This window comes from Paraburkholderia caballeronis (assembly GCF_900104845.1).
Classification (GTDB): domain Bacteria; phylum Pseudomonadota; class Gammaproteobacteria; order Burkholderiales; family Burkholderiaceae; genus Paraburkholderia; species Paraburkholderia caballeronis.
This window is the reverse complement of the sequence record NZ_FNSR01000001.1, coordinates 3,378,035-3,403,471: the sequence shown is the minus strand read 5'-3', so window position 1 is coordinate 3,403,471 and position 25,437 is coordinate 3,378,035. Positions and strand designations below refer to the sequence as shown.

At 67.3% G+C, this 25,437-nt stretch carries 21 protein-coding genes; 12 read left to right on the top strand and 9 right to left on the bottom strand.

The features are described 5' to 3' along the window. The first annotated feature begins 66 nt into the window (after window positions 1-66). From BLV92_RS15150 to ubiA, 5 genes are all read left to right on the top strand, one after another. Entirely contained in the window at window positions 67-1,026 is a 960-nt protein-coding gene (locus BLV92_RS15150; RefSeq protein ID WP_090546196.1) for a hydrogen peroxide-inducible genes activator, read from the top strand. A gap of 422 nt (window positions 1,027-1,448) precedes the next feature. Further along, window positions 1,449-2,894, top strand: a complete 1,446-nt coding sequence (locus BLV92_RS15145) for a catalase (RefSeq protein WP_090546194.1) — start codon at window positions 1,449-1,451, stop codon at window positions 2,892-2,894. A 194-nt stretch (window positions 2,895-3,088) separates the two neighbouring features. Then, window positions 3,089-3,271: a hypothetical protein gene (locus BLV92_RS15140; RefSeq protein WP_110332442.1), complete on the top strand. Its 183-nt coding sequence runs from the start codon at window positions 3,089-3,091 to the stop codon at window positions 3,269-3,271. A 168-nt stretch (window positions 3,272-3,439) separates the two neighbouring features. Beyond that, window positions 3,440-3,928, top strand: a complete 489-nt coding sequence (locus tag BLV92_RS15135) for a Dps family protein (RefSeq protein ID WP_090546190.1) — start codon at window positions 3,440-3,442, stop codon at window positions 3,926-3,928. Window positions 3,929-4,146: 218 nt separating this feature from the next. After that, complete coding sequence (gene ubiA / locus BLV92_RS15130) at window positions 4,147-5,010, top strand: 4-hydroxybenzoate octaprenyltransferase (RefSeq protein ID WP_090546188.1); 864 nt, start codon at window positions 4,147-4,149, stop codon at window positions 5,008-5,010. Window positions 5,011-5,284: 274 nt separating this feature from the next. On the opposite strand, the gene proC is transcribed toward ubiA, so the two are convergent. The 6 genes from proC to BLV92_RS15100 form a co-directional block, all read right to left on the bottom strand. Continuing rightward, window positions 5,285-6,100 carry a pyrroline-5-carboxylate reductase gene (proC, locus tag BLV92_RS15125; protein WP_090546186.1) on the bottom strand — a complete coding sequence of 272 codons (816 nt, stop codon included), beginning with the start codon at window positions 6,098-6,100 and terminating at the stop codon, window positions 5,285-5,287. Between the two features lie 21 nt (window positions 6,101-6,121). Then, a complete protein-coding gene (locus BLV92_RS15120; RefSeq protein ID WP_090546184.1) occupies window positions 6,122-6,820 on the bottom strand; it encodes a YggS family pyridoxal phosphate-dependent enzyme in 699 nt (232 codons plus the stop codon). Between the two features lie 144 nt (window positions 6,821-6,964). Beyond that, window positions 6,965-8,194, bottom strand: coding sequence for a glycolate oxidase subunit GlcF (gene glcF / locus BLV92_RS15115; RefSeq protein ID WP_090546182.1), 1,230 nt, complete (start codon window positions 8,192-8,194; stop codon window positions 6,965-6,967). A gap of 9 nt (window positions 8,195-8,203) precedes the next feature. Then, a complete protein-coding gene (gene glcE, locus BLV92_RS15110) occupies window positions 8,204-9,292 on the bottom strand; it encodes a glycolate oxidase subunit GlcE (protein WP_090546181.1) in 1,089 nt (362 codons plus the stop codon). Window positions 9,293-9,454: 162 nt separating this feature from the next. Continuing rightward, the gene (locus tag BLV92_RS15105; protein ID WP_090546178.1) at window positions 9,455-10,948 is read right to left on the bottom strand and encodes an FAD-linked oxidase C-terminal domain-containing protein; all 1,494 of its coding nucleotides are present in this window, start codon (window positions 10,946-10,948) and stop codon (window positions 9,455-9,457) included. A gap of 69 nt (window positions 10,949-11,017) precedes the next feature. Beyond that, window positions 11,018-12,433, bottom strand: a complete 1,416-nt coding sequence (locus tag BLV92_RS15100) for an FAD-binding oxidoreductase (protein WP_090546177.1) — start codon at window positions 12,431-12,433, stop codon at window positions 11,018-11,020. A 153-nt stretch (window positions 12,434-12,586) separates the two neighbouring features. On the opposite strand from BLV92_RS15100, the gene BLV92_RS15095 reads away from it, so the two are divergent. Both BLV92_RS15095 and hmpA read left to right on the top strand, forming a co-directional pair. Continuing rightward, the gene (locus BLV92_RS15095; RefSeq protein WP_090546174.1) at window positions 12,587-13,183 is read left to right on the top strand and encodes a cob(I)yrinic acid a,c-diamide adenosyltransferase; all 597 of its coding nucleotides are present in this window, start codon (window positions 12,587-12,589) and stop codon (window positions 13,181-13,183) included. 115 nt (window positions 13,184-13,298) lie between these two features. Next, window positions 13,299-14,504, top strand: coding sequence for an NO-inducible flavohemoprotein (gene hmpA, locus BLV92_RS15090; RefSeq protein ID WP_090546172.1), 1,206 nt, complete (start codon window positions 13,299-13,301; stop codon window positions 14,502-14,504). 110 nt (window positions 14,505-14,614) lie between these two features. On the opposite strand, the gene BLV92_RS15085 is transcribed toward hmpA, so the two are convergent. After that, entirely contained in the window at window positions 14,615-15,565 is a 951-nt protein-coding gene (locus tag BLV92_RS15085) for a GlxA family transcriptional regulator (protein WP_243843856.1), read from the bottom strand. 267 nt (window positions 15,566-15,832) lie between these two features. Here BLV92_RS15085 and galU point away from each other — a divergent pair, with 267 nt between their 5' ends. Beyond that, window positions 15,833-16,795 carry a UTP--glucose-1-phosphate uridylyltransferase GalU gene (galU, locus tag BLV92_RS15080; RefSeq protein WP_090546167.1) on the top strand — a complete coding sequence of 321 codons (963 nt, stop codon included), beginning with the start codon at window positions 15,833-15,835 and terminating at the stop codon, window positions 16,793-16,795. Between the two features lie 99 nt (window positions 16,796-16,894). On the opposite strand, the gene BLV92_RS15075 is transcribed toward galU, so the two are convergent. Further along, entirely contained in the window at window positions 16,895-17,347 is a 453-nt protein-coding gene (locus BLV92_RS15075) for a GDP-mannose mannosyl hydrolase (RefSeq protein ID WP_090546165.1), read from the bottom strand. Window positions 17,348-17,627: 280 nt separating this feature from the next. Beyond that, window positions 17,628-19,574 (bottom strand): hypothetical protein, encoded by a 1,947-nt coding sequence (locus tag BLV92_RS15070; protein WP_244283801.1) that lies wholly within the window; start codon window positions 19,572-19,574, stop codon window positions 17,628-17,630. A 633-nt stretch (window positions 19,575-20,207) separates the two neighbouring features. Here BLV92_RS15070 and BLV92_RS15065 point away from each other — a divergent pair. The 4 genes from BLV92_RS15065 (at window position 20,208) to BLV92_RS15050 (ending at window position 25,432) form a co-directional block, all read left to right on the top strand. Beyond that, the gene (locus BLV92_RS15065) at window positions 20,208-21,203 is read left to right on the top strand and encodes a GlxA family transcriptional regulator (protein WP_090546161.1); all 996 of its coding nucleotides are present in this window, start codon (window positions 20,208-20,210) and stop codon (window positions 21,201-21,203) included. A gap of 158 nt (window positions 21,204-21,361) precedes the next feature. Beyond that, a complete protein-coding gene (locus tag BLV92_RS15060) occupies window positions 21,362-22,816 on the top strand; it encodes a mannose-1-phosphate guanylyltransferase/mannose-6-phosphate isomerase (RefSeq protein ID WP_090546159.1) in 1,455 nt (484 codons plus the stop codon). Window positions 22,817-22,850: 34 nt separating this feature from the next. Next, window positions 22,851-24,239: an undecaprenyl-phosphate glucose phosphotransferase gene (locus BLV92_RS15055; RefSeq protein WP_090546157.1), complete on the top strand. Its 1,389-nt coding sequence runs from the start codon at window positions 22,851-22,853 to the stop codon at window positions 24,237-24,239. A gap of 50 nt (window positions 24,240-24,289) precedes the next feature. Continuing rightward, window positions 24,290-25,432, top strand: coding sequence for a polysaccharide biosynthesis/export family protein (locus BLV92_RS15050; protein ID WP_090546155.1), 1,143 nt, complete (start codon window positions 24,290-24,292; stop codon window positions 25,430-25,432). Window positions 25,433-25,437: the final 5 nt, after the last annotated feature.

Below are 25,437 nucleotides of genomic sequence, written 5' to 3'. Positions count from 1 at the left end.
TTGGCTAATCGACACGATAGGTGTATAACTAGAACCTATTGATTCCCCTTTCTCGATTGGTCCCCAATGACGCTCACTGAACTGAAATACATCGTCGCCGTAGCCCGCGAGCGCCACTTCGGGCGGGCGGCCGAAGCCTGCTTCGTGAGCCAGCCGACGCTGTCGGTGGCGATCAAGAAGCTGGAAGACGAACTGAACGTGCAGATTTTCGAGCGCGGCACGAGCGAGGTCAGCGTGACGCCGATCGGCGAGCAGATCGTCACCCAGGCGCAGCGCGTGCTCGAACAGACGCTCGCGATCAAGGAGATCGCGAAGCAGGGCAAGGACCCGCTGGTCGGGCCGCTGCGGCTCGGCGTGATCTATACGATCGGGCCGTATCTGCTGCCGACGCTCGTCAAGCAGATGATCAAGCGCGTGCCGCAGATGCCGCTGATGCTGCAGGAGAACTACACGCTGAAGCTGATCGAACTGCTGAAGCAGGGCGAGATCGACGTCGCGATCATGGCGCTGCCGTTCCCGGAAACCGGCCTCACGCTGCGTCCGCTGTACGACGAGCCGTTCGTCGTCGCGCTGCCGTCCGGCCACGCGTGGGAAAAGCGCGCGAAGATCGACCCGGACGACCTGAAGCAGGAAACGATGCTGCTGCTCGGCAGCGGCCACTGCTTCCGCGATCACGTGCTCGGCGTCTGCCCGGAACTGATGCGTTTCTCGCAGAACGCGGACGGCATTCAGAAGACGTTCGAGGGGTCGTCGCTGGAGACGATCCGGCACATGGTCGCGAGCGGCGTCGGCATCACCGTGCTGCCGCGGATGTCGGTGCATGAAGTGAAGCCGCACGCGGGCGGCGTCGATTCGGGCCTGCTGTCGTACGTGCCGTTCGACGAGCCGGTGCCGGACCGCCGCGTCGTGCTCGCGTGGCGCAAGAGTTTCACGCGCATGCCCGCGATCGAAGCGATCGTCGACGCGATCAACGCGTGCGACCTGCCGGGCGTGAAGAAGCTCGAAGCGCCGGAAGTCGCCGCGTAAACCGCTGGCGCGGCGCGCAGGCCGTCCGGCTCGCCGCGCCGCCGTCGTCGGATTTCCCCGTCTGCATTGCGCCGCCAGCCTGCCTGCTGGCGCTCCGCCTCTCTCCCGAAGTCCTTCGTCGCGGCACTCGCCGCCAGGCGCCAGATGTCGCCTATTGAATAGATTAAATAAATCAAAAACTAGATATCGATAGTATTGTTATAGTGTGCTTCATCGATTCCGATCGTGTCCACCAGGAGGAAGTGATGCAACCGACTACGCCGTCCACGGCCGCTGCGCCGTCCCAGGTTCCGACCACCGCCGCCGCCCGCGGGCTGCGCACCGTCGCGTTTTCGCTGCTCGTCGATCGCGCGCTCGCGGCCTGAGCTGCCGCCCCATTCGTCGCGAAGCCACCCCACCGTAGATTCCCAAGGAGCACAAGGATGTCCGAACGCACTCTCACTTCCGCAGCCGGCGCGCCGGTCGCCGACAACCAGAACTCGATCACGGCCGGCCCGCGCGGCCCGGTCATGCTGCAGGACGTGTGGCTGCTCGAAAAGCTCGCGCACTTCGACCGCGAAGTGATCCCCGAGCGCCGCGTGCACGCGAAAGGCTCCGGCGCGTTCGGCACGCTGAAGGTCACGCACGACATCACGCAATACACGAAAGCGAAGGTGTTCGCGGAAGTCGGCAAGGACACGCCGCTCTTCATGCGCTTTTCGACCGTCGCCGGCGAGCGCGGCGCGGCCGACGCCGAGCGCGACGTGCGCGGCTTCTCGATCAAGTTCTACACGGATGAAGGCAACTGGGACGTGGTCGGCAACAACACGCCGGTGTTCTTCATCCGCGATCCGCTGAAGTTCCCGGACTTCATCCACACGCAAAAGCGCGACCCGCAGACGAACCTGCGCAACAACGTCGCCGCGTGGGACTTCTGGTCGCGTCAGCCGGAGTCGCTGCATCAGGTCACGATCCTGATGAGCGATCGCGGCATTCCGAAGAACTACCGGCAGATGCACGGCTTCGGCTCGCACACGTACTCGTTCGTCAACGCGAACAACGAGCGCTTCTGGGTGAAGTTCCACTTCAAGTCGCTGAACGGCATCGAGAACTTCACCGACGAAGAAGCCGCGCAGGCCGTCGCGAGCGACCGCGAGACCGCGCAGCGCGACCTGTTCGCGTCGATCGCGGACGGCAATTTTCCGCGCTGGGCGTTCCGCATCCAGGTGATGCCCGAGGCGGACGCGGCGAAGGTGCCGTACAACCCGTTCGACATCACGAAGGTGTGGCCGCACAAGGATTACCCGCTGATCGACGTCGGCGTGATCGAGCTGAACCGCAACCCGCAGAACTACTTCGCGGACGTCGAGCAGGCCGCGTTCACGCCGGCCAACGTGGTGCCGGGCATCGGCTTTTCGCCGGACCGCCTGTTGCAGGGCCGTCTGTTCTCGTATGGCGACACGCAGCGCTACCGGCTCGGCGTGAACCATCACCAGATTCCGGTGAATGCGCCGCGCTGCCCGTTCCACTCGTATCACCGCGACGGCGCGATGCGCACCGACGGCAACCTCGGTCCGGCGGCGAACTACGAGCCGAACCGCTTCGGCGACTTCCGCGAGGACCCGAACGCGGCCGAGCCGCCGCTCGCCGCCGGCGCCGTCGCGCACTACGACCATCGCGAGGACGACGACTACTACAGCCAGCCGGGCGCGCTGTTCCGGTTGTTCGACGCGGGCCAGCGCGAGCGCCTGTTCGCGAACATCGCGCGCGCGATCGCCGGTGTGCCGGACGACATCGTGCAGCGCCAGGTCGAGCACTTCCGCCGCGCCGATCCGGCGTATGCGCAAGGCGTGCTCGCGGCGATCGCGAAGCTCGCCGCCGCGAAGTGACGTGAGACGCGACGCCGCGCGACACGATATGACGCGGCATGCGTCGTGCGGCTAACCGGCGCGCGGCTGGAACTGCGTAGTTGCGGCAAGCAGTCCGGCCGCGACCACGGGTCGCGACGCGCGAAGGTCGATAACGTCGGGGGCGGCGCGAATGCGCCGCGTCCGTTTTCATCCACCAGGCAAGGAGAACGATCATGATCCAGATGATGACGATGACCCTGCAGGCCGCCGGTCTCGCAGGCAACACTGCGGCGGCCTCCGGCGCGCCGCTCGCGCGCATGGGCGGCGTCCTGCGCCGCGCGGTCGGGTTCGCGATCGCCGGCAGCGGGTTGGCGGTGATCGCCGTTCACGGCCTGCAGCGCGCGCTCGGCGGCTGACGCACCGCGCGACACAGGCGCCCGCGCCGCCGCAAGACGGGGCCGGATGCGGTGTTTCGCGGCCTTTATTACGCTACACTGACGCCCATTCGGGCGCGGGCGCCCGCCGCGTCGCGCGGTGCGCTCGCGGTGCCGACCGGGTTCGTCTCAACGATCAAAGGAGTCGTCATGGCCAAGAAGGGAACCGTGCAGCACGTCAACATCGGCATCAGCGACAAGGATCGCCGGAAGATTTCGGAAGGCCTGTCGCGTCTGCTCGCGGACACGTACACGCTGTATCTGAAGACCCACAACTTCCACTGGAACGTCACCGGCCCGATGTTCAACACGCTGCATCTGATGTTCGAGACGCAGTACACCGAACTGGCGACGGCCGTCGACGCGATCGCGGAACGCATCCGCGCGCTCGGCGAATTCGCGCCGGGCAGCTATCGCGAATTCGGCAAGCTGTCGTCGATCCCGGAAGCGGAAGGCGTGCCGAGCGCGGAAGACATGATCCGCCAGCTGGTCGAAGGGCAGGAAGCCGTGGTGCGCACCGCGCGCGCGATCTTCCCGGCCGTCGATGCGGCGAACGACGAGCCGACCGCCGACCTGCTGACGCAACGCATGCAGACGCACGAAAAGACCGCGTGGATGCTGCGCTCGCTGCTCGCGTAACAAGCGGCTGAATGCAGCTTTGCCGCGCGGCGCTTTGAGAAATGAAGCGCATCGCCGCAGGTTGAAGTCGCATCAGACGAACGGCCCGCCGGGATTTTCCGGCGGGCCGTTCCGTTTTGCGGCCGATGCGCCGCGCGTTGCCCGGCCCGCGGCAGGGGCCGCGCGCGGTGGCCTACAATAGCGCCATCCTGTTTGCGCGATCTCTTGCCGGTTCGATCATGTTTGCCCGACTCCCGCTCTATCTGCGGCTCGTCCGCATGGACAAGCCGATCGGCAGCCTGCTGCTGCTGTGGCCGACGCTCAACGCGCTGTGGATTGCATCGGACGGCCGTCCGTCGCTGTCGCTGCTGGTGATCTTCACTGTCGGCACGATCCTGATGCGCTCGGCCGGCTGCGCGATCAACGACTACGCGGACCGCGACTTCGACCGCCACGTCAAGCGCACCGCGGAACGGCCGATCACGTCGGGCCGCATCCGCGCATGGGAGGCGATCGCGATCGCGGCGGCCTTGGCGCTCGTGTCGTTCCTGCTGATCCTGCCGCTCAACGCGCTGACGAAGCAACTGTCGGTGGTCGCGCTGTTCGTCGCCGGATCGTATCCGTTTACGAAGCGTTTTTTCGCGATTCCGCAGGCGTATCTCGGCATCGCGTTCGGCTTCGGCATTCCGATGGCGTTCGCGGCGATTCAGGACCAGGTGCCGACGCTCGGCTGGGTGATGCTGATCGCGAACGTGTTCTGGTCGGTCGCGTACGACACCGAGTACGCGATGGTCGATCGCGACGACGACATCAAGATCGGCATCCGCACGTCCGCGCTGACGTTCGGCCGCTACGACGTGCTCGCGATCATGCTGTGTTATGCGGTGACGCTCGGCATTTACGTCGGCGTCGGCGTGATGCTCGGCTTCGGTCTGCTGTACTGGCTCGGCTGGGCGGCGGCGGCGGGGTGCGCGGTGTACCACTACACGCTGATTCGCGGACGCGAACGGATGGCATGCTTCGCCGCATTCCGTCACAACAACTGGCTGGGCGGCGCGCTGTTCGCGGGAATCGCCGCGCATTACGCGGCGGCGGCGATGTAAGTTTTTTCGACGCGCACGCGGACCGTTGCGCGGATGTTCTCTCGATGTGATGACGGCCGCATCGGCATTGCCGATGCGGCCGTTTTTCGTTCAGGCGTGGCGACGTGCGGGGCGCAGAAACCCGCGCATCCTGCTTCGGGAAAGGCCGTGACCGGAGCGGCTTGAATGGCGGCAACGCCGGATTCCGGATGCCAGCCGCCGACTTCGAGCTACCGCGATCCGATATGCGCATCGACAACTGCGGCCACTGGCCGCCGCACGCGCGCGGCCGCAGTCACTGCCTGCCGAACTCGTCGCCCATTTCCTTCGCGCGCGCGTCGGCCGCGAGCGCGCCGCGCACGATCGCTTCCTTCACGCCGGACGCGTCGAACGATGCAAGCGCCGCCGCCGTCGTGCCGCCCTTCGACGTGACGCGCTCGCGCAGCACCGCCGGCGGTTCGCTCGACTGCAGCGCGAGTTGCGCCGCGCCGGTGAACGTCGCGATCGCGAGCGCGCGGCCCTGCTGCTCGTCCATGCCGAGCCGGCGCGCCGCTTCTTCGAGCGCCTCGATGAAATAGAACACGTAAGCCGGGCCGCTGCCCGAGATCGCGGTCACCGCATCGATCTTCGCTTCGTCGTCGAACCAGACCGCTTGCCCGACCGCGCCGAGCACGTCCGACGCAAGCTGCCGCCCCGCTTCGTCGACGCCGGCGCTCGCGACGAGCCCGGCCGCGCCCATGCCGATCAGCGCGGGCGTGTTCGGCATCGTGCGCACGATCCGCGCATGGCCGTTCAGCCAGCGCGACAGGTCGGCGCTGCGAATGCCGGCGACGATGCTGATTACCAGTTGATGCGCGGCGAGATGCGGTGCGAGCCCTTCGGCGACGCTCTTTACGATCTGCGGCTTCACCGCGAGCACGACCGCGTCGTATTGCGCGAGCGTCGCATCGGCTGCTTCGCCGGTGCGGATGCCGAACTGTTCGGCGTTGCGCGCGCGCGCGTGCGCGTTCGGATCGATCGCATACACGTCGCTCGCCGCGACGCCCTTGCGGATCATTCCGCCGATGAGTGCGGCGGCCATGTTGCCGCCGCCGATGAAGGCAATTTTCATGATGATGGAAACGTGAGTCGGTCAGTGTGAGTAGTCGCGCGCGCCGAAGATCGCGGTGCCGATCCGCACGATCGTCGCGCCTTCGAGCACGGCTGCTTCGAGGTCCGCCGACATGCCCATCGACAGCGTGTCGAGCGCGAGGCCGTCCGCGCGCAGGGTGTCGAACAGTTCGCGCAGCCGGCGATGCGGCGCGCGCTGCGCGGCCAGATCGCTTTCGGGTTCGGGGATCGACATCAGCCCGCGCAGCACGACGCGCGGCAGCGCGGCGATCGCATGCGCGACCTCGGCGACTTCGCCGGGCGCGACGCCGCTCTTCGACGCCTCGCCGCTCACGTTCACCTGAAGGCACACGTTCAGCGGCGGCAGATGCGCGGGCCGCTGCCCGGACAGGCGCTGCGCGATCTTCAACCGGTCCACCGAATGCACCCAGTCGAAATGCTCGGCGACCGGCCGCGTCTTGTTCGATTGCAGCGGGCCGATGAAATGCCATTCGAGATCCGCGCGCAGATCCGCGAGGGTCTCGATCTTCGCGATCGATTCCTGCACGTAGTTTTCACCGAACGCGCGCTGGCCGGCTGCATGCGCGGCGCGCACGTCGTCGGCGGGAAACGTCTTCGAGACGGCCAGCAGTTCGACCGTGCGCGGATCGCGCCCGGCGCTGCGGGCGGCGGCGGCGATGCGTTGCTGGACGGCTTCGAGATGGCGGGCGATGTCGGTCATGGAGCGCGGATGGCCGCTCGCGAACGCGCGGCGGCCGGCAGAAACGAACGAGGCCCATTATACGGACTGCGCCGCGCGCGAAACATAGCCCGAACGGCCAGGTGTCGGCGGCGGCGCGCGTTCGCTACGCTGTGCGGCAATCGTTCAGTTCGCCGCCAGCATATGCTCGACCAGCTCTATCCAGTGCGTGACCGGAATCGACGTGCCGCTTTGCAGGTGCGCGATGCAGCCGACGTTCGCGGACACGATCAGTTGCGGTTCGAGCGCGTGGAGGCGTTCGAGCTTCTGGTTGCGCAGCCGGTACGACAGCTTCGGCTGCGTCAGCGAATAGGTGCCCGCGGAGCCGCAGCACAGATGGCTGTCCACCGGCAGGCGCACGTCGAGCCCGAGCGCGGCGAGCACCGACTCGACGCCGCCGCGCAACTGCTGGCCGTGCTGCAGCGTGCACGGCGGATGCCACGCGACCGTATGAATGCCGCGCCGCCGCGCCGCCGCGACGAGTTGCTCCTCGAACGCCGGCAGGATCTCGGACAGGTCGCGCGTCAGCTCGACGATGCGTCGCGCCTTGTCCGCATAGGCCGGATCGTCGCGCAGCAGGTGCGCATATTCCTTCACTGTCGCGCCGCAGCCGGACGCGTTCATCACGATCGCCTCGACACCCTGTTCGACATACGGCCACCACGCGTCGACGTTGCGGCGCACGTCGTCGAGCGCGTCGTCCGTATAGCCGAGATGCAGCCGGATCGCGCCGCAGCAGCCGGCTTGCGGCGCGATGACCGTCTCGATGCCGAGCGCATCGAGCACGCGCGCGGTCGCGATGTTGATGTTCGGCATCATCGAAGGCTGCACGCAGCCGGCGAGCATCAGCATCTTGCGCGGGTGCTTCGCCGTCGGCCACGCGAGCGGACGCTGGCGCACCGGCACCTTGTCGCGCAGCCGCTTCGGCAGCAGCGGACGCACCTGCTGGCCGATCCGCATCGCCGGCGAGAAGAGTCCGCTGCGCGGCAGGAAGCCGGCGAGCAGCCGGCGCATCAGCCGCTGGCGCACCGGGCGCGCGACCCTCTGCTCCGCGTGTTTGCGGCCGACTTCGATCAGCCGTCCGTACTGCACGCCGGAAGGGCAGGTCGTCTCGCAACTGCGGCACGTGAGGCAGCGGTCCAGATGCGTGAGCGTGCTGCGCGTCACCGGCGCGCCCTCGACCATCTGCTTCATCAGGTAGATGCGGCCGCGCGGCCCGTCCAGCTCGTCGCCGAGCAGTTGATAGGTCGGGCAGGTGGCGGTGCAGAAGCCGCAGTGCACGCACTTGCGCAGGATCGCGTCGGCTTCGTCGCCGTCGGGCGTATTGCGGATGAATTCCGCGAGGTTGGTTTGCATCGCGCGGACTCAGAAGTCGGGGTACAGACGGCCGCGATTGAAGATGCGGGCTGGGTCGAACGCGGCTTTCAGGCCGCGGTGTATCTTCATCAGCGGCGCGGGCAGCGGCGTGAACACGCCCGCGCTGCGGTCGTAATCGTGGCCGGTGCGGAACATCGTCGCGTGGCCGCCGGCCTGCTTCGCGCTGATGCGCACGGTCTGCGCATCGGTGTCGGTGATCCACCAGCGCTGCGCGCCGCCCCATTCCATCAGTTGCGCGCCGGGCAGTTGCAGCGGCTCGGTGATCGACGGCAGCGCGAGGCGCCACAGCGCCGCGTTCGGCGCGATCGCGGTGAAGAACGGGTCCGTCTGCTCGCGCAGACCGGCCCAGAACCGCTCCGCCTCGACCGCATCGACGACCTCGCCGCCGAGCGAAGCGCGCGCGGTTTTCACCGCCGCTTCCGCGCCCGCGAGCCGCACCGCGAGCGTGCCGTTGCGCCACGCGCTCGCGGTCATCGGCAATGGACGCCCGCCCCATTCGTTGAGCTTGCGGACCGCATCGGTGCCGTTCATGTCGAACTTCAGCGTCGTTTCGGCCTTCGGCGTCGGCAGCACCTTCACCGACAGTTCGAGGATCAGCCCGAGCGTGCCGAGCGAGCCGGCCAGCAGCCGCGATACGTCATAACCCGCGACGTTCTTCACGACCTGGCCGCCGAAGTGCAGCACGTCGCCGTGGCCGTTCATCAGCACCGCGCCGAGCACGAAGTCGCGCGGCGCGCCGGCCGACACGCGGCGCGGTCCCGCGATGCCGGCCGCGATGCAGCCGCCGAGCGTCGCCTGCGCGCCGAAGTGCGGCGGCTCGAATGCGAGCATCTGCTCGTGCTCCGCCAGCGTCGCTTCGAGCGCCGCGAGCGGCGTGCCGGCGCGCGCGGTGATCACGAGTTCCGCGGGATCGTACGCAATGATGCCGCGATGCGCGCGCGTATCGAGTATCTCGCCTTCGAGCCCCTGACCGTACCAGTCCTTCGTGCCGCCGCCGCGTATGCGCAGCGGGCGGCCGTCGGCGCTTGCCGTACGAATGCGCTCGGACCAGACGGCGACGATGTCGTCCTCTTCCATGGCGTGATTTTCGTTGTCGTTCGTTCGATTGTAATGGCGCGGCGGCGTGCCGCAACCCGGAGCCGACCCGTATATGCGCAAGGGGAGCGGGCGTGTGGCCCGCTGCCCGATGCGACGTATGCCGTCCGTCCGCGTAGCGCATCCGGCTCCGGCGGCGCGAACCTAGAAGCGCGGCAGCTCCGGATGTGGCAGCAGGTTGCCGCGCACGTGCATGCGTCCGTACTCGGCGCAGCGCGCGCGAGTCGGAATGCCCTTGTCGGGGTTGAGCAGGCCGGCCGGATCGAACGCATGTTTCACCGCATGGAACGCATCGCGCTCCTGCGGCGAGAACTGCACGCACATCGAGTTGATCTTCTCGATGCCGACGCCGTGTTCGCCCGTTACCGTTCCGCCCAGCTCGACGCACGTTTCGAGGATGTCCGAGCCGAACGCTTCCGCGCGGTGCCATTCGTCGAGGTCGTTGCCGTTGAACAGGATCAGCGGATGCATGTTGCCGTCGCCCGCATGGAACACGTTGATGCAACGCAATCGATATTGCGCTTCCATCTCGTGGATGCGCGCGAGCAGCGGGCCGATCGCGCGGCGCGGCACGGTGCCGTCCATGCAGTAGTAGTCGGGCGAGATGCGGCCCGCGGCCGGGAACGCGTTCTTGCGGCCCGACCAGAAGCGCAGCCGTTCCTGCTCGGAGCGCGAGACCTGGATGCGCGTCGCGCCGTGCTCGCGCAGCACCGCGGTCGTTCGCGCGATTTCCTCGGCGACTTCTTCCGGCGTGCCGTCCGATTCGCTCAGCAGGATCGCCGCCGCGTCGAGGTCGTAGCCGGCGTTCACGAATTCCTCGACCGCGCGCGTCGCCGGTTTGTCCATCATTTCGAGGCCGGCTGGAATGATGCCGGCCGCGATGATGCCGGCGACCGCGTCGCCGCCTTTCACGACGTCGTCGAAACTCGCCATCACCACCTGCGCGGTCTGCGGCTTCGGAATCAGCTTCACGGTGACTTCGGTGACGATCGCGAACATGCCTTCGCTGCCGATCATCACCGCGAGCAGATCGAGGCCCGGCGCATCGGGCGCGAGCGAGCCGAACTCGACGATCTCGCCGTCCATCGTCACCGCGCGCACGCGCAGCACGTTGTGCACGGTGAGGCCGTATTTCAGGCAGTGCACGCCGCCCGAGTTCTCGGACACGTTGCCGCCGATCGTGCAGGCGATCTGCGACGACGGGTCGGGCGCGTAGTAGAGCCCATACGGCGCGGCGGCCTCGGACACCGCGAGATTGCGCACGCCGGGCTGCACGGTGGCCGTGCGCGCATAGGGATCGACGTCGACGATCCGCTTGAAGCGCGCGAGCGACAGCACGATGCCGTGACGGATCGGCATCGCGCCGCCGGAGAGGCCGGTGCCCGCGCCGCGCGGCACGATCGGCACGTCGAGGCGGCGGCAGATCTGCACGATCCGCTGCACCTGCGACTCGGTTTCGGGCAGCGCGACCGCGAGCGGCAGGCGCCGGTACGCGGCAAGCCCGTCGCATTCGTACGCGACCGTGTCTTCCTCGCGATGCAGCAGGCAGTGCGCGGGCAGCACCGCCATCAGCGCCTGCACGACTTCGCGCTGACGCTGCGCGAGCACTTCCGGCGACAGTTCAGCCAGTGCGTTCATGTCTCCTCCGCTCGATGGGCCGGCACCGCGAGCCGGGGCCCGCTGTGCCATTGCCGGGTGCATGCGCGCTCAGGCGCCCCACGAAAAGATCTTGCCGGGGTTCATCAGGTTCTGCGGATCGAGCGCGTGCTTGATCGCCCGCATCGTATCGACGGTGTCCGCGCCGTGCTCCGCGACGAGGAAGCCCATCTTGTGCAGGCCGACGCCGTGCTCGCCGGTGCAGGTGCCGTCCATCGCGAGCGCGCGCTCGACGATGCGGCGGTTCAGCCGCTCGGCTTCCGCGAGTTCTTCCGGCTTGTCCGGATCGATCAGCATCGCGACGTGGAAGTTGCCGTCGCCGACGTGGCCGACGATCGGGCAGGGCAGCGGCGAGGCCTTCAGATCCTGCTCGGTCTCGATCACGCATTCGGCGAGCCGCGAGATCGGCACGCAGACGTCGGTCGTCACCGCGCGGCAACCGGGCTTCAGTTGCAGCATCGCGAAGTACGCGCTGTGACGCGCGTTCCACAGCCGGCTGCGGTCTTCGGGGCGCGTCGCCCATTCGAACCCTTCGCCGCCGTTCTGCGCGGCGATCTCCTGCACGAGCCCGGCCTGTTCCTCGACGCCGGCCGGCGTGCCGTGGAATTCGAAGAACAGCGTCGGCGCTTCGCGCAGCGTCAGGTTCGAATGGCGGTTGATCGCGCGGACCGCGAGCGAATCGATGAATTCGACGCGCGCAACCGGCACGCCGATCTGGATCGTCTCGATTACCGCGCGCACCGCCTCGGCCATCGAGTGGAACGTGCAGATCGCCGCCGACACCGCTTCCGGCTGCGGATAGAGCCGCACGGTGATTTCGGTGATCACGCCGAGCGTGCCTTCGGAGCCGACGAACAGGCGCGTGAGGTCGTAGCCCGCCGACGACTTGCGCGCGCGCGAGCCGGTCTTGATGATGCGCCCGTCCGCGAGCACCGCGGTCAGGCCGAGCACGTTCTCGCGCATCGTGCCGTAGCGCACGGCGTTGGTGCCGGACGCGCGCGTCGCGGACATGCCGCCGATGCTCGCGTCCGCGCCCGGGTCGATCGGGAAGAACAGGCCGGTGTCGCGCAGCGCCTCGTTCAGCGCCTTGCGCGAGATGCCCGGCTCGACGGTGACAGTCAGGTCCTCGGCGTTGATCGACAGCACGCGGTTCATCTCGGACAGGTCGATCGACACGCCGCCCTGCACCGCGAGCAGATGCCCTTCGAGCGACGAGCCGTTGCCGTACGGAATGATCGGCACGCCGTAGCGCGCGCACAGCTTCACGATGGCCTGCACGTCGTCGGTGCTGTGGGCGAACACGACGGCGTCGGGCAGTTGCGGATCGAACGGGGATTCGTCGCGGCCATGATGGCTGCGCACGGCTTCGGAAGTGGACACGCGCTCGCCGAACGAGGCGGTCAGCTCGGCAAGCAGTTCAGCGGGGAACGGGCGGCGCACGGCCGCCGGTGGCGCGGGATGATTCACGCGGGGGTCTCCTTCCTGTTGGCCTGATATTCGGTGCGGCCCATTTTACGCTCAACATTTGTGCTCGGGCCGCCGCATGGGTTGCTGCGCTGCGTCAAACCTATAATGGGCCGCACGCAGGGCTGCATGGGCAGCCGCTCCAGGAGACATGCGATGGGCAACCGCTTGAGCAGGATCGTCACGCGCACCGGCGACGACGGCACGACCGGACTCGGCGACGGCAGCCGCGTGCGCAAGGACGATGCACGGATCGCGGCGATCGGCGACGTCGACGAACTGAACTCGCAGATCGGCGTGCTGCTGTGCGAGGCGTTGCCCGACGACGTGCGCGCGGCGCTGACCGCGATCCAGCACGATCTGTTCGATCTCGGCGGCGAGTTGTGCATGCCGGGACATACGATCGTCACCGACGCTCATCTGGCCCGTCTCGACGGCTGGCTCGGCGAGTACAACGCGACGCTTGCGCCTCTGAAGGAGTTCATTCTGCCCGGCGGCTCGCGGGCGGCCGCGCTCGCGCACGTGTGCCGGACCGTCTGCCGGCGCGCGGAACGGTCGATCGTCGCCATCGGCGCATCCGGTGGGGCAGATGCGTCCGGCGAGTCGGATACATCGCCGGTTGCCGCCACGCCGAGGCGGTACGTGAACCGGCTGTCCGATCTGCTGTTCGTGCTGGCCCGCGTGCTGAATCGTGCGGACGGCCGCGGCGACGTGCTGTGGCGGCACGATCGCGGCGGCGCGTCTTCGGCCTGATCGGCGTTATCCACGCGTAGCGGCCGTACCGAACGACCTGCGGCAAACTGTCCACGTGGTCATTCCCGCCTAAAAGATGTATTGTTTGAGCATCTTTGACGCGGAGAGAACCCGAATGACTGCGCTGACAGCCGACCAGATGGCCCGTGTGAAGGCCACCGCACCGGTCTTTGCCGAACTCGGCCCGACCATTACGAAGCACTTCTACCAGCGGATGTTCGATGCGCATCCGGAGCTGAAGAACGTTTTCAACCAGACCCACCAGCAAAGCGGCAGCCAGCCGGAAACGCTAGCGCGCGCGGTGTACGCGTATGCCGCGAACATCGACAATCTCGGCGCGCTCGGCGGCGCGGTCACGCATATCGCGCATAAGCACGCGAGCCTGAACATCCGGCCTGAGCACTATCCGATCGTCGGGCGGCATCTGCTCGGCGCGGTCGTCGACGTGCTCGGCGAAGCGGTCGATCAACCGACGCTCGACGCGTGGAAGGTCGCCTACGAGCAGCTCGCGCAGATCCTGATCGGTGCGGAAGCGAAGCTGTACGAGCAGGCGTCGTGGAGCGGCTTCCGTCCGTTCCGCGTGATCCGCAAGCAGGTGGAAAGCGACGAGATCACGTCGTTTTATCTCGCGCCGGCGGACGGCGCGCCGGCCGGTGGTTTCGAGCCGGGGCAGTACGTGAGCGTCAAGCGGTTCATCGACCGGCTCGGTGTCGACCAGCCTCGCCAGTACAGCCTGTCCGATGCGCCGCACGGGCGCTGGCTGCGCATCTCGGTGAAACGCGAGGCCGGTCGCGGGGAGACCCAGCCGGGCCACGTGTCGAACCTGATGCACGACGGCGTCGACGAAGGGGCAGTCGTGCACGTGAGCGCGCCGATGGGCGAGTTCACGCTCGACCGTTCGAAGGCCACGCCGGTCGTGCTGATCAGTGGCGGCGTCGGCATCACGCCGATGGCGTCGATGCTGTCCACGCTGATCGCGGAGCACAGCGCGCGCAAGGTCGCGTTCGTGCATGCGTGCCGCAACGGCCGCGTGCATGCGTTCCGCGACTGGCTGCGCGGCGCGGCGGCCACGTATCCGGACCTGAAGCGCGTCGTGTTCTACGAACAGGTCGAAGCGGACGACCGCGCGGGCGGCGACCACGACTTCGAAGGCCGGCTCGATCTCGCGCGCATCGCGGACGACATCGTGCTGCCCGACGCCGACTACTACCTGTGCGGCCCGGTTGCGTTCATGCGCGAGCAGAGCGCGGCACTGGCCGCGCGCGGCGTCGATCCCGCACGGGTTCATACCGAGATTTTCGGATCGGGGATGATCGACTGATCGACGTGGAGGGCTTGTGTCGCGGCTGCACGAGACAAGCCTGAAGGTCCATCCACATCCCGCCCGATCAACCGGCGAACGCGGCCGCACCTCAACATGCGGCCGCACCTCTACTTCTCGTTATCTCCCCGCTGATTCACCGCCCGATAATCGGACGGCGAAATCGACAGCCGCCGCCTGAATATCCGCGCGAGCCGGTCTCCTCGCGGCACGCCGCAGCGCTGCGCGATCTCGTCGATCGGCAGGTCCGTCTGCGCGAGCAGCGTGCAGCTCGCATCGAGCCGCGCGCGCAGCAGATATTCGGACGGCGTGAGCCCCGTCTGCGTCTTGAAGTGCCGCAGAAAATTCCGCATGCTCATCTGCGCGACGCGCGCCGCGTCCGCCACCGAGATCGGCTGATGGTAGTTCTCGCGCAGCCAGTGCGCGGCCGTGTTGATCTTGCTGTTCGCGGTCTCCGATTCGCCGTCGTCGAGCACGAGGCCGAGCTTGTCCCACGCGCCCGGCGCCGAATGCTCGGAAATCTGCTGCGCGAGCGCGACGCCGTGATCGCGCTTCACGAGCTTCAGCGCGGCGACGAGCGCCTCGGACGGCGCGACGACCGCCGCGCTGCCGACCTCCTGCGACGGCAGCGAGCGGCGCAGCCGCAGCGCGGCCGCGGCCGGATTCAGGCCGCCGCGCAGGAACGACGCGTCGATGCGAGCGAGCACCGCGCGGCCCTCGCCGAGCGCGCGGATCACGCGGATCTTCGGTGCGATCGCGCGCAGTCGCGCGATCAGCCGTTCGTTACGCCGGGCATCGATCGCGCCTGGCCCGCCGGCGATGAACAGCGTGTCGAAGCCGTTCATCAGCGGCGCGTGCAGGCTCTCGGTCCAGATCCGCAGCGAGCAGCTGCTGGCGACACTGCCGCCGAGTTCCGACAGCATCACGAGCGAATAGACCGGCGGCGCGCCGCCGAAGCGTCCCGCGTGCGTTTCGTTCGCAAGGCGGAACACGTCCGCCAGCAGACTGACGTCGCTGAGCGGGAACGCGTCGAAGACGAGGATACCGATGCGCCTGGCCAAGTGTGGGACCTTGTAGATTGCATCGCGCGGCTGGAAAGTAGCGATCCTGCTGATCACCCTGTCGATGCGCATGGTCGATCTCCCTTTGCGGACCGAGCCGACACGGGCGTCTCGCACCCGTGGAGGCAATCATATGCCGCACCCGTTGCAGCCCCGGCATAGCGTCGGAAAAGACCGAGATGTTGGCAGATTGGCTCGATATGCGCTGGTTAAGCTGGGCCTTCGCAACATTCCTGCCCACCCTGGCGGTATGAACGGGAGACCGACATGATCAAGGTACGCAAGGCGGTGTTTCCGGTCGCGGGACTCGGCACCCGGTTTCTTCCCGCAACCAAGGCGAGCCCGAAGGAGATGCTTCCGGTCGTCGACAAGCCGCTGATTCAATACGCAGTCGAGGAAGCGGTCGCGGCGGGCGTCACCGAGATGATCTTCGTGACCGGGCGCGGCAAGCGCGCGATCGAGGATCACTTCGACAAGTCCTATGAGATCGAATGCGAGCTGAAGGCGCGCGGCAAGGCGGCGCTGCTCGAATGCGTGCAGCGGATCAAGCCGGCGAACGTCGAGTGTTTCTTCGTGCGCCAGCCCGAGCCGCTCGGGCTCGGCCATGCCGTGCTGTGCGCGCAGAAGATCGTCGGCGACGAGCCGTTCGCGGTGCTGCTCGCGGACGACCTGCTCGACGCGACGACGCCGGTGCTCGCGCAGATGCTCGAACGCTTCGACCACTACCACTGCTCGATGGTCGCGGTCGAGGAGATCGAGCGGCAGGACTCGCGTTCGTATGGCGTTGTCGACGCGCGCCGCTGGGACGAGCACATGTTCCGGATGACGCGCATCGTCGAGAAACCCGCGCCGGCCGCCGCGCCTTCGACGCTCGGCGTCGTCGGCCGTTATGTGCTGATGCCGCGCATCTTCGAGCATTTGCGCCGGCTGCGTCCTGCGCCGGGCGACGAGATCCAGTTGAGCGACGCGATCCAGTCGATGCTCGTCGACGAACAGGTGCTCGCGTATCGGATCAACGGCAAGCGGTTCGACTGCGGCAGCAAGATCGGCTACCTGCAGGCGATGGTCGAATTCGCGCTGCGGCATCCGGAGGTGCGCGACGAATTCGGCGCGTGGCTGCGCGAGCGTGTGGGCGACCTCGGCGGACCGGGACGCGGCGACCTGCGCGACGTCGAGCCCGAGCCGCCGGCCGACCCGACGCCGTTGCCGGAGCCCGAGACCGCGGCATGATGCATCGCGAACGGCGCGGAACGTCACGTCGCTTACGATGTGCGTGCCGCGCCGCACTTTGCCGCTGAACGGCGAATGCCTCGCTAAAGCAACGCATCCCTAACGAAAATAGATCTTCGTGTTCTCGTGCACGTCGTCGCGCGCGAGCAGTTCCTCGGGTGTGAGCCACGCATACTGACTATGCTGGTCGAAGCGGCCGACCGGCGACGTGCTGTCCAGTTCGAGCGAATACGCGAGCACCACGTAGTGCGTGCCGATCCCGTTCTCCGCGACGAAGTTGTCGTCGTACAGATGCTCGAACACGCCATGAAAGCGCGCGGCCGAGCGCGCCACGCCCGCGATCCCCAGTTCCGTCTCGACGACCCGCGTGAACGCGGCGTCGAGCAGTTCCCCTTTGCGGATGCGTCCGCCCGGCACGAACCACGTGCCGCGCGCGGGCCGGTTGCGCCGCTGGCCGAGCAGCACGCGTCCCGACGCGTCGACGACGATCAGGTCGATCGACACGAGCGGGGCGAGCCGCACTACGTCGAGAAATTCGGTGGGCGACAACATGAGGGTCCGTGCGCAGTGCGTGAACGAGCCGGCGACCCTGTCGGGGGAGCCCGGTTTTGCCGCTCCGAATGGAAGCGCTTCGATAGCAGTCTAAGCGGCGAGAAAAACGGCCGCACTGTCGCGAACCGCCGAAACCTCGCCCGGCGAAGCCAATCGGGGCGCGAATGTGGGCCTGCGCACAGCGATTGCTCGCAGCCTGTGAATCGTGCGGCTCACGCGAGCGCGGACCGCGCTCGTGAGGAAGCGTGAAAATGCGGGCAGCGGTCGAACCGGACGGCCGTTATGGCGCGACGTAACCGGCCGGCGTCGTCGCGTTCGCCTTCACGACCGCCACGTTGTTCGACACGACGTACACCGGCGACGGCGTGATGCCGAGCGCGAGCATGCCGTCGCGATACGGCATCGTCGACGGGTTGCCCATCATGTCGAACACGGTCACCTGACCCGAGCGGCCGCGCGCGTCCACCTGCAACTGCCAGTCGATGCTGTGGGTCGCGTCGAAGCCGGTCGACGTGTTCCAGTGCGCGTTGTCGTGGCTCCACAGCGCGGTGATGACCTTGCCGCCCGGCCGCGAGAATGCATACGCATAGACGCCGGGCGGCGTGTCGCGCAGCGGCCCGAGCGTGCCGCTGCCGTCGACGATGCGGGTCATCGCGGCGACCGCGAGCGCGGCCGGCTTCGGACTCACGTTCGTCGCGCCGTATGCGCCCTGCGGGTGATCGAGTTCGAAGAACACGCCGTAGCCGGCCGTCGTCTGCGGCATGTCCTGCGAATAGAAGATGAACGTGACGTCCGCGCCTTCGCCGAGCAGGATCAGATGCGTGCGTGCGACGAGCGCGCTCTGCGCGTACAGCACCTGGGTGTCCGGATAGTGCGGCCCATAGCTCGTGCCGATGTCGTAGGTGATGCCGGTTTCGGTCACGAACAGCTTTGCGCCGGGCTTCATCGTATCGGCCATCACTTCGCGCAGATCGCGCATCGCGACCGGCAGCGACACGACGCCGTTCGGCGCGGGCGTGTCGCCGAGCCGCTCCGGCGGATGCGACGGCGAGTTGCCGAAGTCGTAATAGCCGTGGACCGTCACGCCGTCCAGATAGCGGGCGAGGCCGAGCGTCGCATAACGCTTCAGATACTTCGCGTTGTCCGAAACGGACGAATAGGTCGGCCCCATCACGATTGCATCGGGATCGCTCGCGTGGATGCCTTCCCATACCGCCGCATACATCGCGACGAAATTCGCATCGGTGTCGAGCCACGGCAGGCCGCCCTTCGGATCGGGCTCCCACGTCACCTGATAGTAGTTGTGCGCCTGGGTCGGATACACCGTCTTGCGCACGCGGCTCGATTCGGTGCCGACCTTCGTCATGTAGTCGCGCAGCGCCGTTTCGGACTTCGGCGCGTAGCTGTGCGTCTGCTTGCCGTTCGGGCTCGCCCATGCGGGAATGCCGTCGACCAGGATCAGCCGCAGCAGATCGCCTTTCGTGAGCCACGCCGCGAGCTGGTTCTTCGTCGGATCGAACTGGCCCGGCGCGTTCGGCTCCGTGACGTACCAGTTGCGGTTGTCGTTGATCCACGTGAGCCCAAGGTCGGTATAGAGCGGCCGGTAGCCGTCGCCGCCGCAGCAGTGCTGTCCGGGCGCGATGTACGTGGTGCCCTGGCCGCCGAAGCGGTGCAGGTCCGCGTGCGCGTATTTCAGCGGCGGCAGCGTCTGCGACACGTCCGGCAGCACGCCGAACGTCGTGATGCCGGCCGGCCGCGTGCCTCGCTGTGGCAGCGTGGTCGCCGGCTGCGACGCGAGCGACGCGTTGAACGCGAAGTAGCCGGCGCGCGGCGTCGAGCAGGTCAGCGACGTCGTGCGCGCGCCCTGCGACACCGCGAACGTGCCGCTCGCCTGCGCATGGCCCCACGTGTCGTCGATCTGCCATTGCACCTTGTCGTCCCGTGACGCGCGTGTGACGACGTCGATGCGCACGCCCTGGCCGAGCGAAAAAAGACGCGTGCCGTCGCTGCCCGGCGTATCCGCGGAGATCGTGTCCGAACCGGCCGTCGGGTTCGCGGACGCGGCGGCGCTGCGGCAACTCATCGTTGTCTGCGCGCGACAGGCGGTCGATGCGGCGACAAGCAGCAGTGCGAGCAACAGCGACGGCAGCCAGAGCCGGCCGAAGCCCGGCCGCAGCGGCGGCATGGATGGCCCGAGGGCCGGCGCGAGGCGGAGGTTTGAGTTCATGCTGCCGCGTCCCTGTCGGTATTGGTCAGGCAAGACTAGGTGCCGGACGGCCGCTGTCTGCGACAGGCTCTAGTCTTTTCGCGCAATCCGGCACGCACGAATGGCCGCCGGATGGTTGCCGGAAAAGCCAGCATGAACGTTCGTCGCACCCGCGGACCAGGGTTATCCCCGCTTATCGGCGCTTATTCATATGCTGGTTCCGCAACTGCTAAAGCGTCCGAATTAAACGAATGCGCTTATTCATCTGAAGATAAAAGCCGCGCTTATTAATTTTTTTATCTGGATTTGTGCGGTGCAACCGTGGCGAAAAGAGCCTAATATTCGTTCGTTCGCGCACGCTGCAGCACGCGCAAACGCCTGCCGCCGACGCGAGAGAAACTGGCGAAGCGCCGGTTCGGCGCCGCTTCCTGTGCCGGATTGTCTGTGCGCCAGCGCGCGCGGCACGATGCTTTTGTCTGTGCACGCGGCGCTGCGTCGCGCAAAGAGTCCGCGACCGGACTAAATACGCCAATGTCTCGCCAGTTTCGGTCAGTCGTCACAGTGCCGATTTATGTCTGCCTATGATGCACTGCACACGGAATGCTAATACCAGGCCTTTTTCACTTTGGACGGGGAATGTTTAGGGGAAAAAGCATGGCATACGCAACGCTCGATCTGCCTGTCACCAGTGGCTCGCATATCGTGAGAGGTGGAATCAGTCGAGAGGTCAGACACATCGCGATTCTGTTGTACGACGGATGCTCGCTGCTAGGGGCGGGAATCGTCGCCGAAGTTTTCCACGTCGCCAACGAACTCGCTGCGAGCGGCACGCGCAACGAGGCGTATGACGTCTGCATCCTCTCTGCGGACGGCGGCAACGTCACCTGTTCTTCGTCGGTGCGCGTGTGGACGGACGGTCTCGACGCGCGTCACTACATCGGCTTCGACGCACTGTTCATCGCGGGCGGCAAGGGCGCGTGCAACGCGGCGTCCGACGAACGGCTGCTTGCGTGGCTGCGCCGCGTGCACGGCAACACGCGAACGATAAGACCGATCGCGGAAGGCCGGACCCTGCTGGAGGCTGCCAGCCTGTGCGGGCAGCGCGTGCCGCGCGACTTCGGTTCGTATGCGATGCAGAGCGTGCGCGAAGACGTGATCAGCGATCCGGACGACCGCGTCGATTCGATGAAGAGCGCGCTCGCGCTCGTGAAGCGCGACCTCGGCGTCGAGATCGCGCGCAACGTGGCCGAACGCCTGATGCCGGATTCCGGCGGCAACCTGATGCCGCTGCTCGGCGACGCGCTCGGCAGCGACCCGGCCGACAAGGTGCGCGCGGCTGCGCGCTGGCTGCAGGAGAACTGCCAGCGTTCGATTTCGATCTCCGACGCGGCGCAGGTGGCTGCGATGAGCGAACGCAACTTCCTGCGCCGCTTCAAGCTGGAAATGGGCATCACCCCATCGGACTATCTGTTGCACGCGCGGCTTGCGATCACGTGCAGCCTGTTGACGGATTCGGAACTGCCGGTCGACAAGATCGCGCGCCGTACCGGGATGGGCAACGGCGACCGTCTCGCCAAGATTTTCCGCAAGCGCATGATGATTTCTCCCACCGAATACCGGCAGCAAAGCCGCCGCGAAGCCGGCGCCTGAGCCCGGCCACCCGACCTCGACCCCGACCCGGATTCAACCTCCGGGCGGTGACTCGTCACGTACTTAGGAATACTGATATGAATACGAATCAGACAGTTCGGGATGGCTACGTGGGAGGTGTTTTTTCGTCCGTCGCCGCGTATTCGTCGGCCGGGTCCATGCCGGACTGCACGCGCATCGTGCCGGTCGTGCTCGCGGGCGGCTCGGGAACGCGGCTGTGGCCGATGTCGCGCGAACACTATCCGAAGCAGTTGATCGGCGTCGTCGGCACCGACTCGCTGCTGCAGGCGACGGTGCGCCGCATGAGCGGCTTTCCGGCCGCGTGGCAGGTGGCGTCCGATCCGATCGTCGTGTGCGGCGAAGAGCATCGCTTCACGATTGCGGAACAACTGCGCGAGCGCGGCATCGGTGCGCGGATCGTCGTCGAGCCCGCGCGCCGCGAGACCGCTCCCGCGCTGACGCTCGGCGCCACGCTCGCGCAGGCCGACGGCGGCGACGCGATTCTCGTCGTGATGCCGTCCGATCATGCGATCGCCGACGTGAGCGCGCTGCACGGCGCGCTCGACCTCGCCGCGCGCCACGCGCAGCGCGGCGCGATCGTCACGCTCGGCGTGCCGCCGCGTTCGCCCGAAACCGGTTTCGGTTATATCCGCGTCGGCGCGGCGCTGGGCGACGGCGCGCACCGGATCGACGGTTTCGTCGAGAAGCCCGCGCCCGAGATCGCCGCGCAATACGTCGCGAACGGCGCGTACTGGTGGAACAGCGGGATCTTCGTGATGCGCGCGAGCGTGTGGCTCGACGCGCTGAAGTCGCTTCAGCCGGACATGCACGAAGCGTGCGTCGCCGCGTTCGCGAACGGCGGCAGCGACGGCGCGGTGTTCCGTCCGTGCCCGCACGCGTTCGGGCGCTCGCCGTCGGACTCGATCGACTATGCGGTGATGGAGCGGCTGACCGGCGCGAACGGCGTGCCCGAAGGCGTCGTCGTGCCGCTCGACGCGGGCTGGTCCGATCTCGGTTCGTGGGACGCGGTGTGGGCCGCGATGGACAAGGACGAAAGCGGCAATGTCGCGCGCGGCCGCGTCGTGTTCGAAGGCGCGGTCGCGAGCTACGCGCATTCGGAAGGGCGGCTCGTCGCGTGCGTCGGCACGTCGAATCTGGTCGTCGTCGAAACGGCGGACGCGGTGCTGGTCGCGGACCGCTCGAAGGTGCAGGACGTGAAGGGCCTCGTCGCGCGGATCAAGGCGGAGCACGCGCCGGAAGCGGACGCGCATCGCAAGGTGCGCCGCCCGTGGGGCTACTACGACTCGATCGATCACGGCGAGCGGTTCCAGGTGAAGCGCATCGTCGTGTCGCCGGGCGCGCGGCTGTCGCTGCAACTGCATCACCATCGCGCCGAGCACTGGGTGGTCGTGCGCGGCACCGCGCTCGTCACGCGCGGCGACGAGTCGTTCCTGCTGAGCGAGAACGAATCGACGTTCATCCCGCTCGGCATTCGCCACCGGCTCGAAAACCCCGGCAAGGTGCCGCTCGAAATCATCGAGGTGCAGTCGGGCGCGTATCTCGGCGAGGACGACATCGTCCGCTTCGACGATACCTACGGACGTTGCAGTTGATCGCCGCACAACGAACAACCGCAGGGTGAGAAAAATGCGCGAGCTTCAAGGGCTGATGGCGAGAGTGCTGGACGTCGCGGCGGTGATCGTCGGCGCGGCCGTCGCGTCGCAGATCCGTTTCGAAGAGGCGTCGCAGCGCGGTTTCTACGCCGCGTTCGTGCTGTTCTCGGCCGCGTTCGCGCTCGCGCTGTTTCCCGCGTTCGACATCTACCAGTCGTGGCGCGGCCGCTCGAAGCGGCTGCTCGCGGGCCAGGTGTCGCTCGCGTGGCTCGTCGTGCAGGGCTGCGCGCTGATCTCGATGTACTCGCTCACGCACATCGACATCGTGTCGCGGCTGTGGTTCGCGTACTGGACGGCGATCGCGGGCGGCCTGCTGATCGCGTGGCGGCTCGTCACGCACGCGGTGCTCGCGCGCGCGCGCCGCGCCGGGCTGAACCTGCATCAGGTCGCGATCGCCGGCTCCACCGCGCAGTGCGCCAAGATCGTGCGGCGCATCGAGGCCGAGCCCGGCACCGGCTTTCGCGCGACCGCGCTGTTCAACACCGCGCCGGGCATCGCGCCGGCGGCGGCCGGCCCGATGCCCGCGGTCTGCGACACGATCGACACGTTCGCCAGCTATATCCGCGCGCACGACGTGCATGAACTGTGGCTCGCGATGTCGCTCGCGGACGAACGGCTCGTCGAGCGGCTCGTCGCGGAGTTCCGCAACGACCTCGTGAACATCCGCTTCATCCCGGACGTGCGCAGCCTCGCCCTGTTCGACACCAGCAGCGTGATCGAGCTGCTCGGCGTGCCGGCGATCAACCTCGTCGCGTCGCCGCTGTCGTCGAGCGCGCTGATGAAGAAGGAACTGTTCGACCGCGTGTTCGCGGCGGCCGCGCTGTTGAGCCTCGCGCCGCTGCTCGTCGCGATCGCGCTCGCGGTGAAGCTGTCGTCGCGCGGCCCGGTGCTGTTCCGGCAGAAGCGCAAGGGCGCGGACGGCCGCGTGTTCACGATCTACAAGTTCCGCTCGATGCGCATGCATACCGAAGCGGAAGGCAAGGTGAGCCAGGCGACGCGCGATGATCCGCGCGTGACGCGAATCGGCGCGTTCCTGCGCCGCACGAGCCTCGACGAACTGCCGCAGTTTTTCAACGTGCTGCGCGGCGACATGTCGGTCGTCGGCCCGCGCCCGCACGCGCTGGAGCACGACGACCTGTATCAGAGCGTCGTCGCCGGCTACATCCACCGCTACCGGATCAAGCCCGGCATCACCGGCTGGGCGCAGATCAACGGCTTTCGCGGAGAAACGGACCGACTCGAAAAAATGGAGCTGCGCGTGGCACACGATCTGTATTACCTCGGGCACTGGTCGTTCTGGCTCGACATGCGGATCATCGCGGCCACGATCGTACGGGGGCTGGCGAGTCCGAACGCGTATTGAACGCGGCGCGGACAACTCATGCACGTCAGGCAGGAATGAGAGGAGAGAACATGAACCGATATCTGTCGTCGATCAGGCTGTTGCTGGGAGGGAGTGCGCTCGTCGTGCTGGGCGCGTGCAGTCTCGCGCCCGGCCAGCGGATCATCACGCCCGCGACGCTGCCCGAAACGGGCGGCAAGTACAGCACCGAGCCGCAGCAGCAGGTGAACGTGCCGATTACCGACATCAACCTCGCGATGCTGCGCCAGATGAACAGCGCATCGCAGTCGCAGGCCGAATCGAACGCGGCGACGCTGAACCTGTTCGGCAAGCCGACGCCGTACCAGATCGGCCCCGGCGACGTATTGCAGATCACCGTGTGGGATCACCCGGAACTCGCGGCTGCGGTCGGCCAGCCGACCCAGGCGCAGCGGCCCGCGGACGCGGCGCCGGGTTTCCTCGTCGACGATTCGGGCAACGTCCAGTTTCCGTATGCGGGCACGCTGCACGTGGCCGGCAAGAACACGGCGACCGTGCAGAACGAACTGCATTCCCGGTTGAGCGAGGTGTTCCTGAAGCCGGAGGTGACCGTGCGCGTCGCGTCGTTCCGCGCCGCGCAGGTGTACATCGACGGCGAGGTGCATACGCCGGGCGCGCAGGCGATCAACGACATTCCGATGTCGATGACCGAGGCGATCAACCGCGCCGGCGGCTTCACGCAGAACGCGGACCAGAGCCGCGTGACGCTGGTGCGCAACGGCGTGTCGTATCCGGTCAACGTCGCGGATCTGATCGAGCACGGCCGCAGCCCGTCGAACATCTATCTGAAGAACGGCGACATGCTGCGCATCGCGTCGCGCGACGACAACGGCGTGTTCCTGATGGGCGAGGTGAACCGGCCCGCGACGATCATGCCGATGCGCGACGGCCGGCTCACATTGTCCCAGGCGGTGTCGCAGGCGGGCAGCCTGAATCCGAACACCGCCGAGGCGAGCCAGTTGTTCGTGATCCGCAACTCGATGAGCGACAAGCCCGAGATTTTCCATCTCGACGCGACGTCGCCGGTGTCGATGCTGCTCGCGAACCAGTTCGAACTGCAGCCGAACGATGTGGTGTACGTCGACAACAACGGGCTGGTGCGCTTCAACCGCGTGCTGAACCTGCTGCTGCCGGCGATCAACGCGGGCGTCACAAGCGCGGTGCTCGCGAAGTAGCGGCG

Coding starts and splice junctions, on each gene's coding strand:
- BLV92_RS15150 (WP_090546196.1), top strand. CDS start 67: ATGACGCTCACTGAACTGAAATACATCGTCGCCGTAGCCCGCGAGCGC.
- BLV92_RS15145 (WP_090546194.1), top strand. CDS start 1,449: ATGTCCGAACGCACTCTCACTTCCGCAGCCGGCGCGCCGGTCGCCGAC.
- BLV92_RS15140 (WP_110332442.1), top strand. CDS start 3,089: ATGATCCAGATGATGACGATGACCCTGCAGGCCGCCGGTCTCGCAGGC.
- BLV92_RS15135 (WP_090546190.1), top strand. CDS start 3,440: ATGGCCAAGAAGGGAACCGTGCAGCACGTCAACATCGGCATCAGCGAC.
- ubiA (WP_090546188.1), top strand. CDS start 4,147: ATGTTTGCCCGACTCCCGCTCTATCTGCGGCTCGTCCGCATGGACAAG.
- proC (WP_090546186.1), bottom strand. CDS start 6,100: ATGAAAATTGCCTTCATCGGCGGCGGCAACATGGCCGCCGCACTCATC.
- BLV92_RS15120 (WP_090546184.1), bottom strand. CDS start 6,820: ATGACCGACATCGCCCGCCATCTCGAAGCCGTCCAGCAACGCATCGCC.
- glcF (WP_090546182.1), bottom strand. CDS start 8,194: ATGCAAACCAACCTCGCGGAATTCATCCGCAATACGCCCGACGGCGAC.
- glcE (WP_090546181.1), bottom strand. CDS start 9,292: ATGGAAGAGGACGACATCGTCGCCGTCTGGTCCGAGCGCATTCGTACG.
- BLV92_RS15105 (WP_090546178.1), bottom strand. CDS start 10,948: ATGAACGCACTGGCTGAACTGTCGCCGGAAGTGCTCGCGCAGCGTCAG.
- BLV92_RS15095 (WP_090546174.1), top strand. CDS start 12,587: ATGGGCAACCGCTTGAGCAGGATCGTCACGCGCACCGGCGACGACGGC.
- hmpA (WP_090546172.1), top strand. CDS start 13,299: ATGACTGCGCTGACAGCCGACCAGATGGCCCGTGTGAAGGCCACCGCA.
- galU (WP_090546167.1), top strand. CDS start 15,833: ATGATCAAGGTACGCAAGGCGGTGTTTCCGGTCGCGGGACTCGGCACC.
- BLV92_RS15075 (WP_090546165.1), bottom strand. CDS start 17,347: ATGTTGTCGCCCACCGAATTTCTCGACGTAGTGCGGCTCGCCCCGCTC.
- BLV92_RS15070 (WP_244283801.1), bottom strand. CDS start 19,574: ATGAACTCAAACCTCCGCCTCGCGCCGGCCCTCGGGCCATCCATGCCG.
- BLV92_RS15065 (WP_090546161.1), top strand. CDS start 20,208: ATGGCATACGCAACGCTCGATCTGCCTGTCACCAGTGGCTCGCATATC.
- BLV92_RS15060 (WP_090546159.1), top strand. CDS start 21,362: ATGCCGGACTGCACGCGCATCGTGCCGGTCGTGCTCGCGGGCGGCTCG.
- BLV92_RS15055 (WP_090546157.1), top strand. CDS start 22,851: ATGCGCGAGCTTCAAGGGCTGATGGCGAGAGTGCTGGACGTCGCGGCG.
- BLV92_RS15050 (WP_090546155.1), top strand. CDS start 24,290: ATGAACCGATATCTGTCGTCGATCAGGCTGTTGCTGGGAGGGAGTGCG.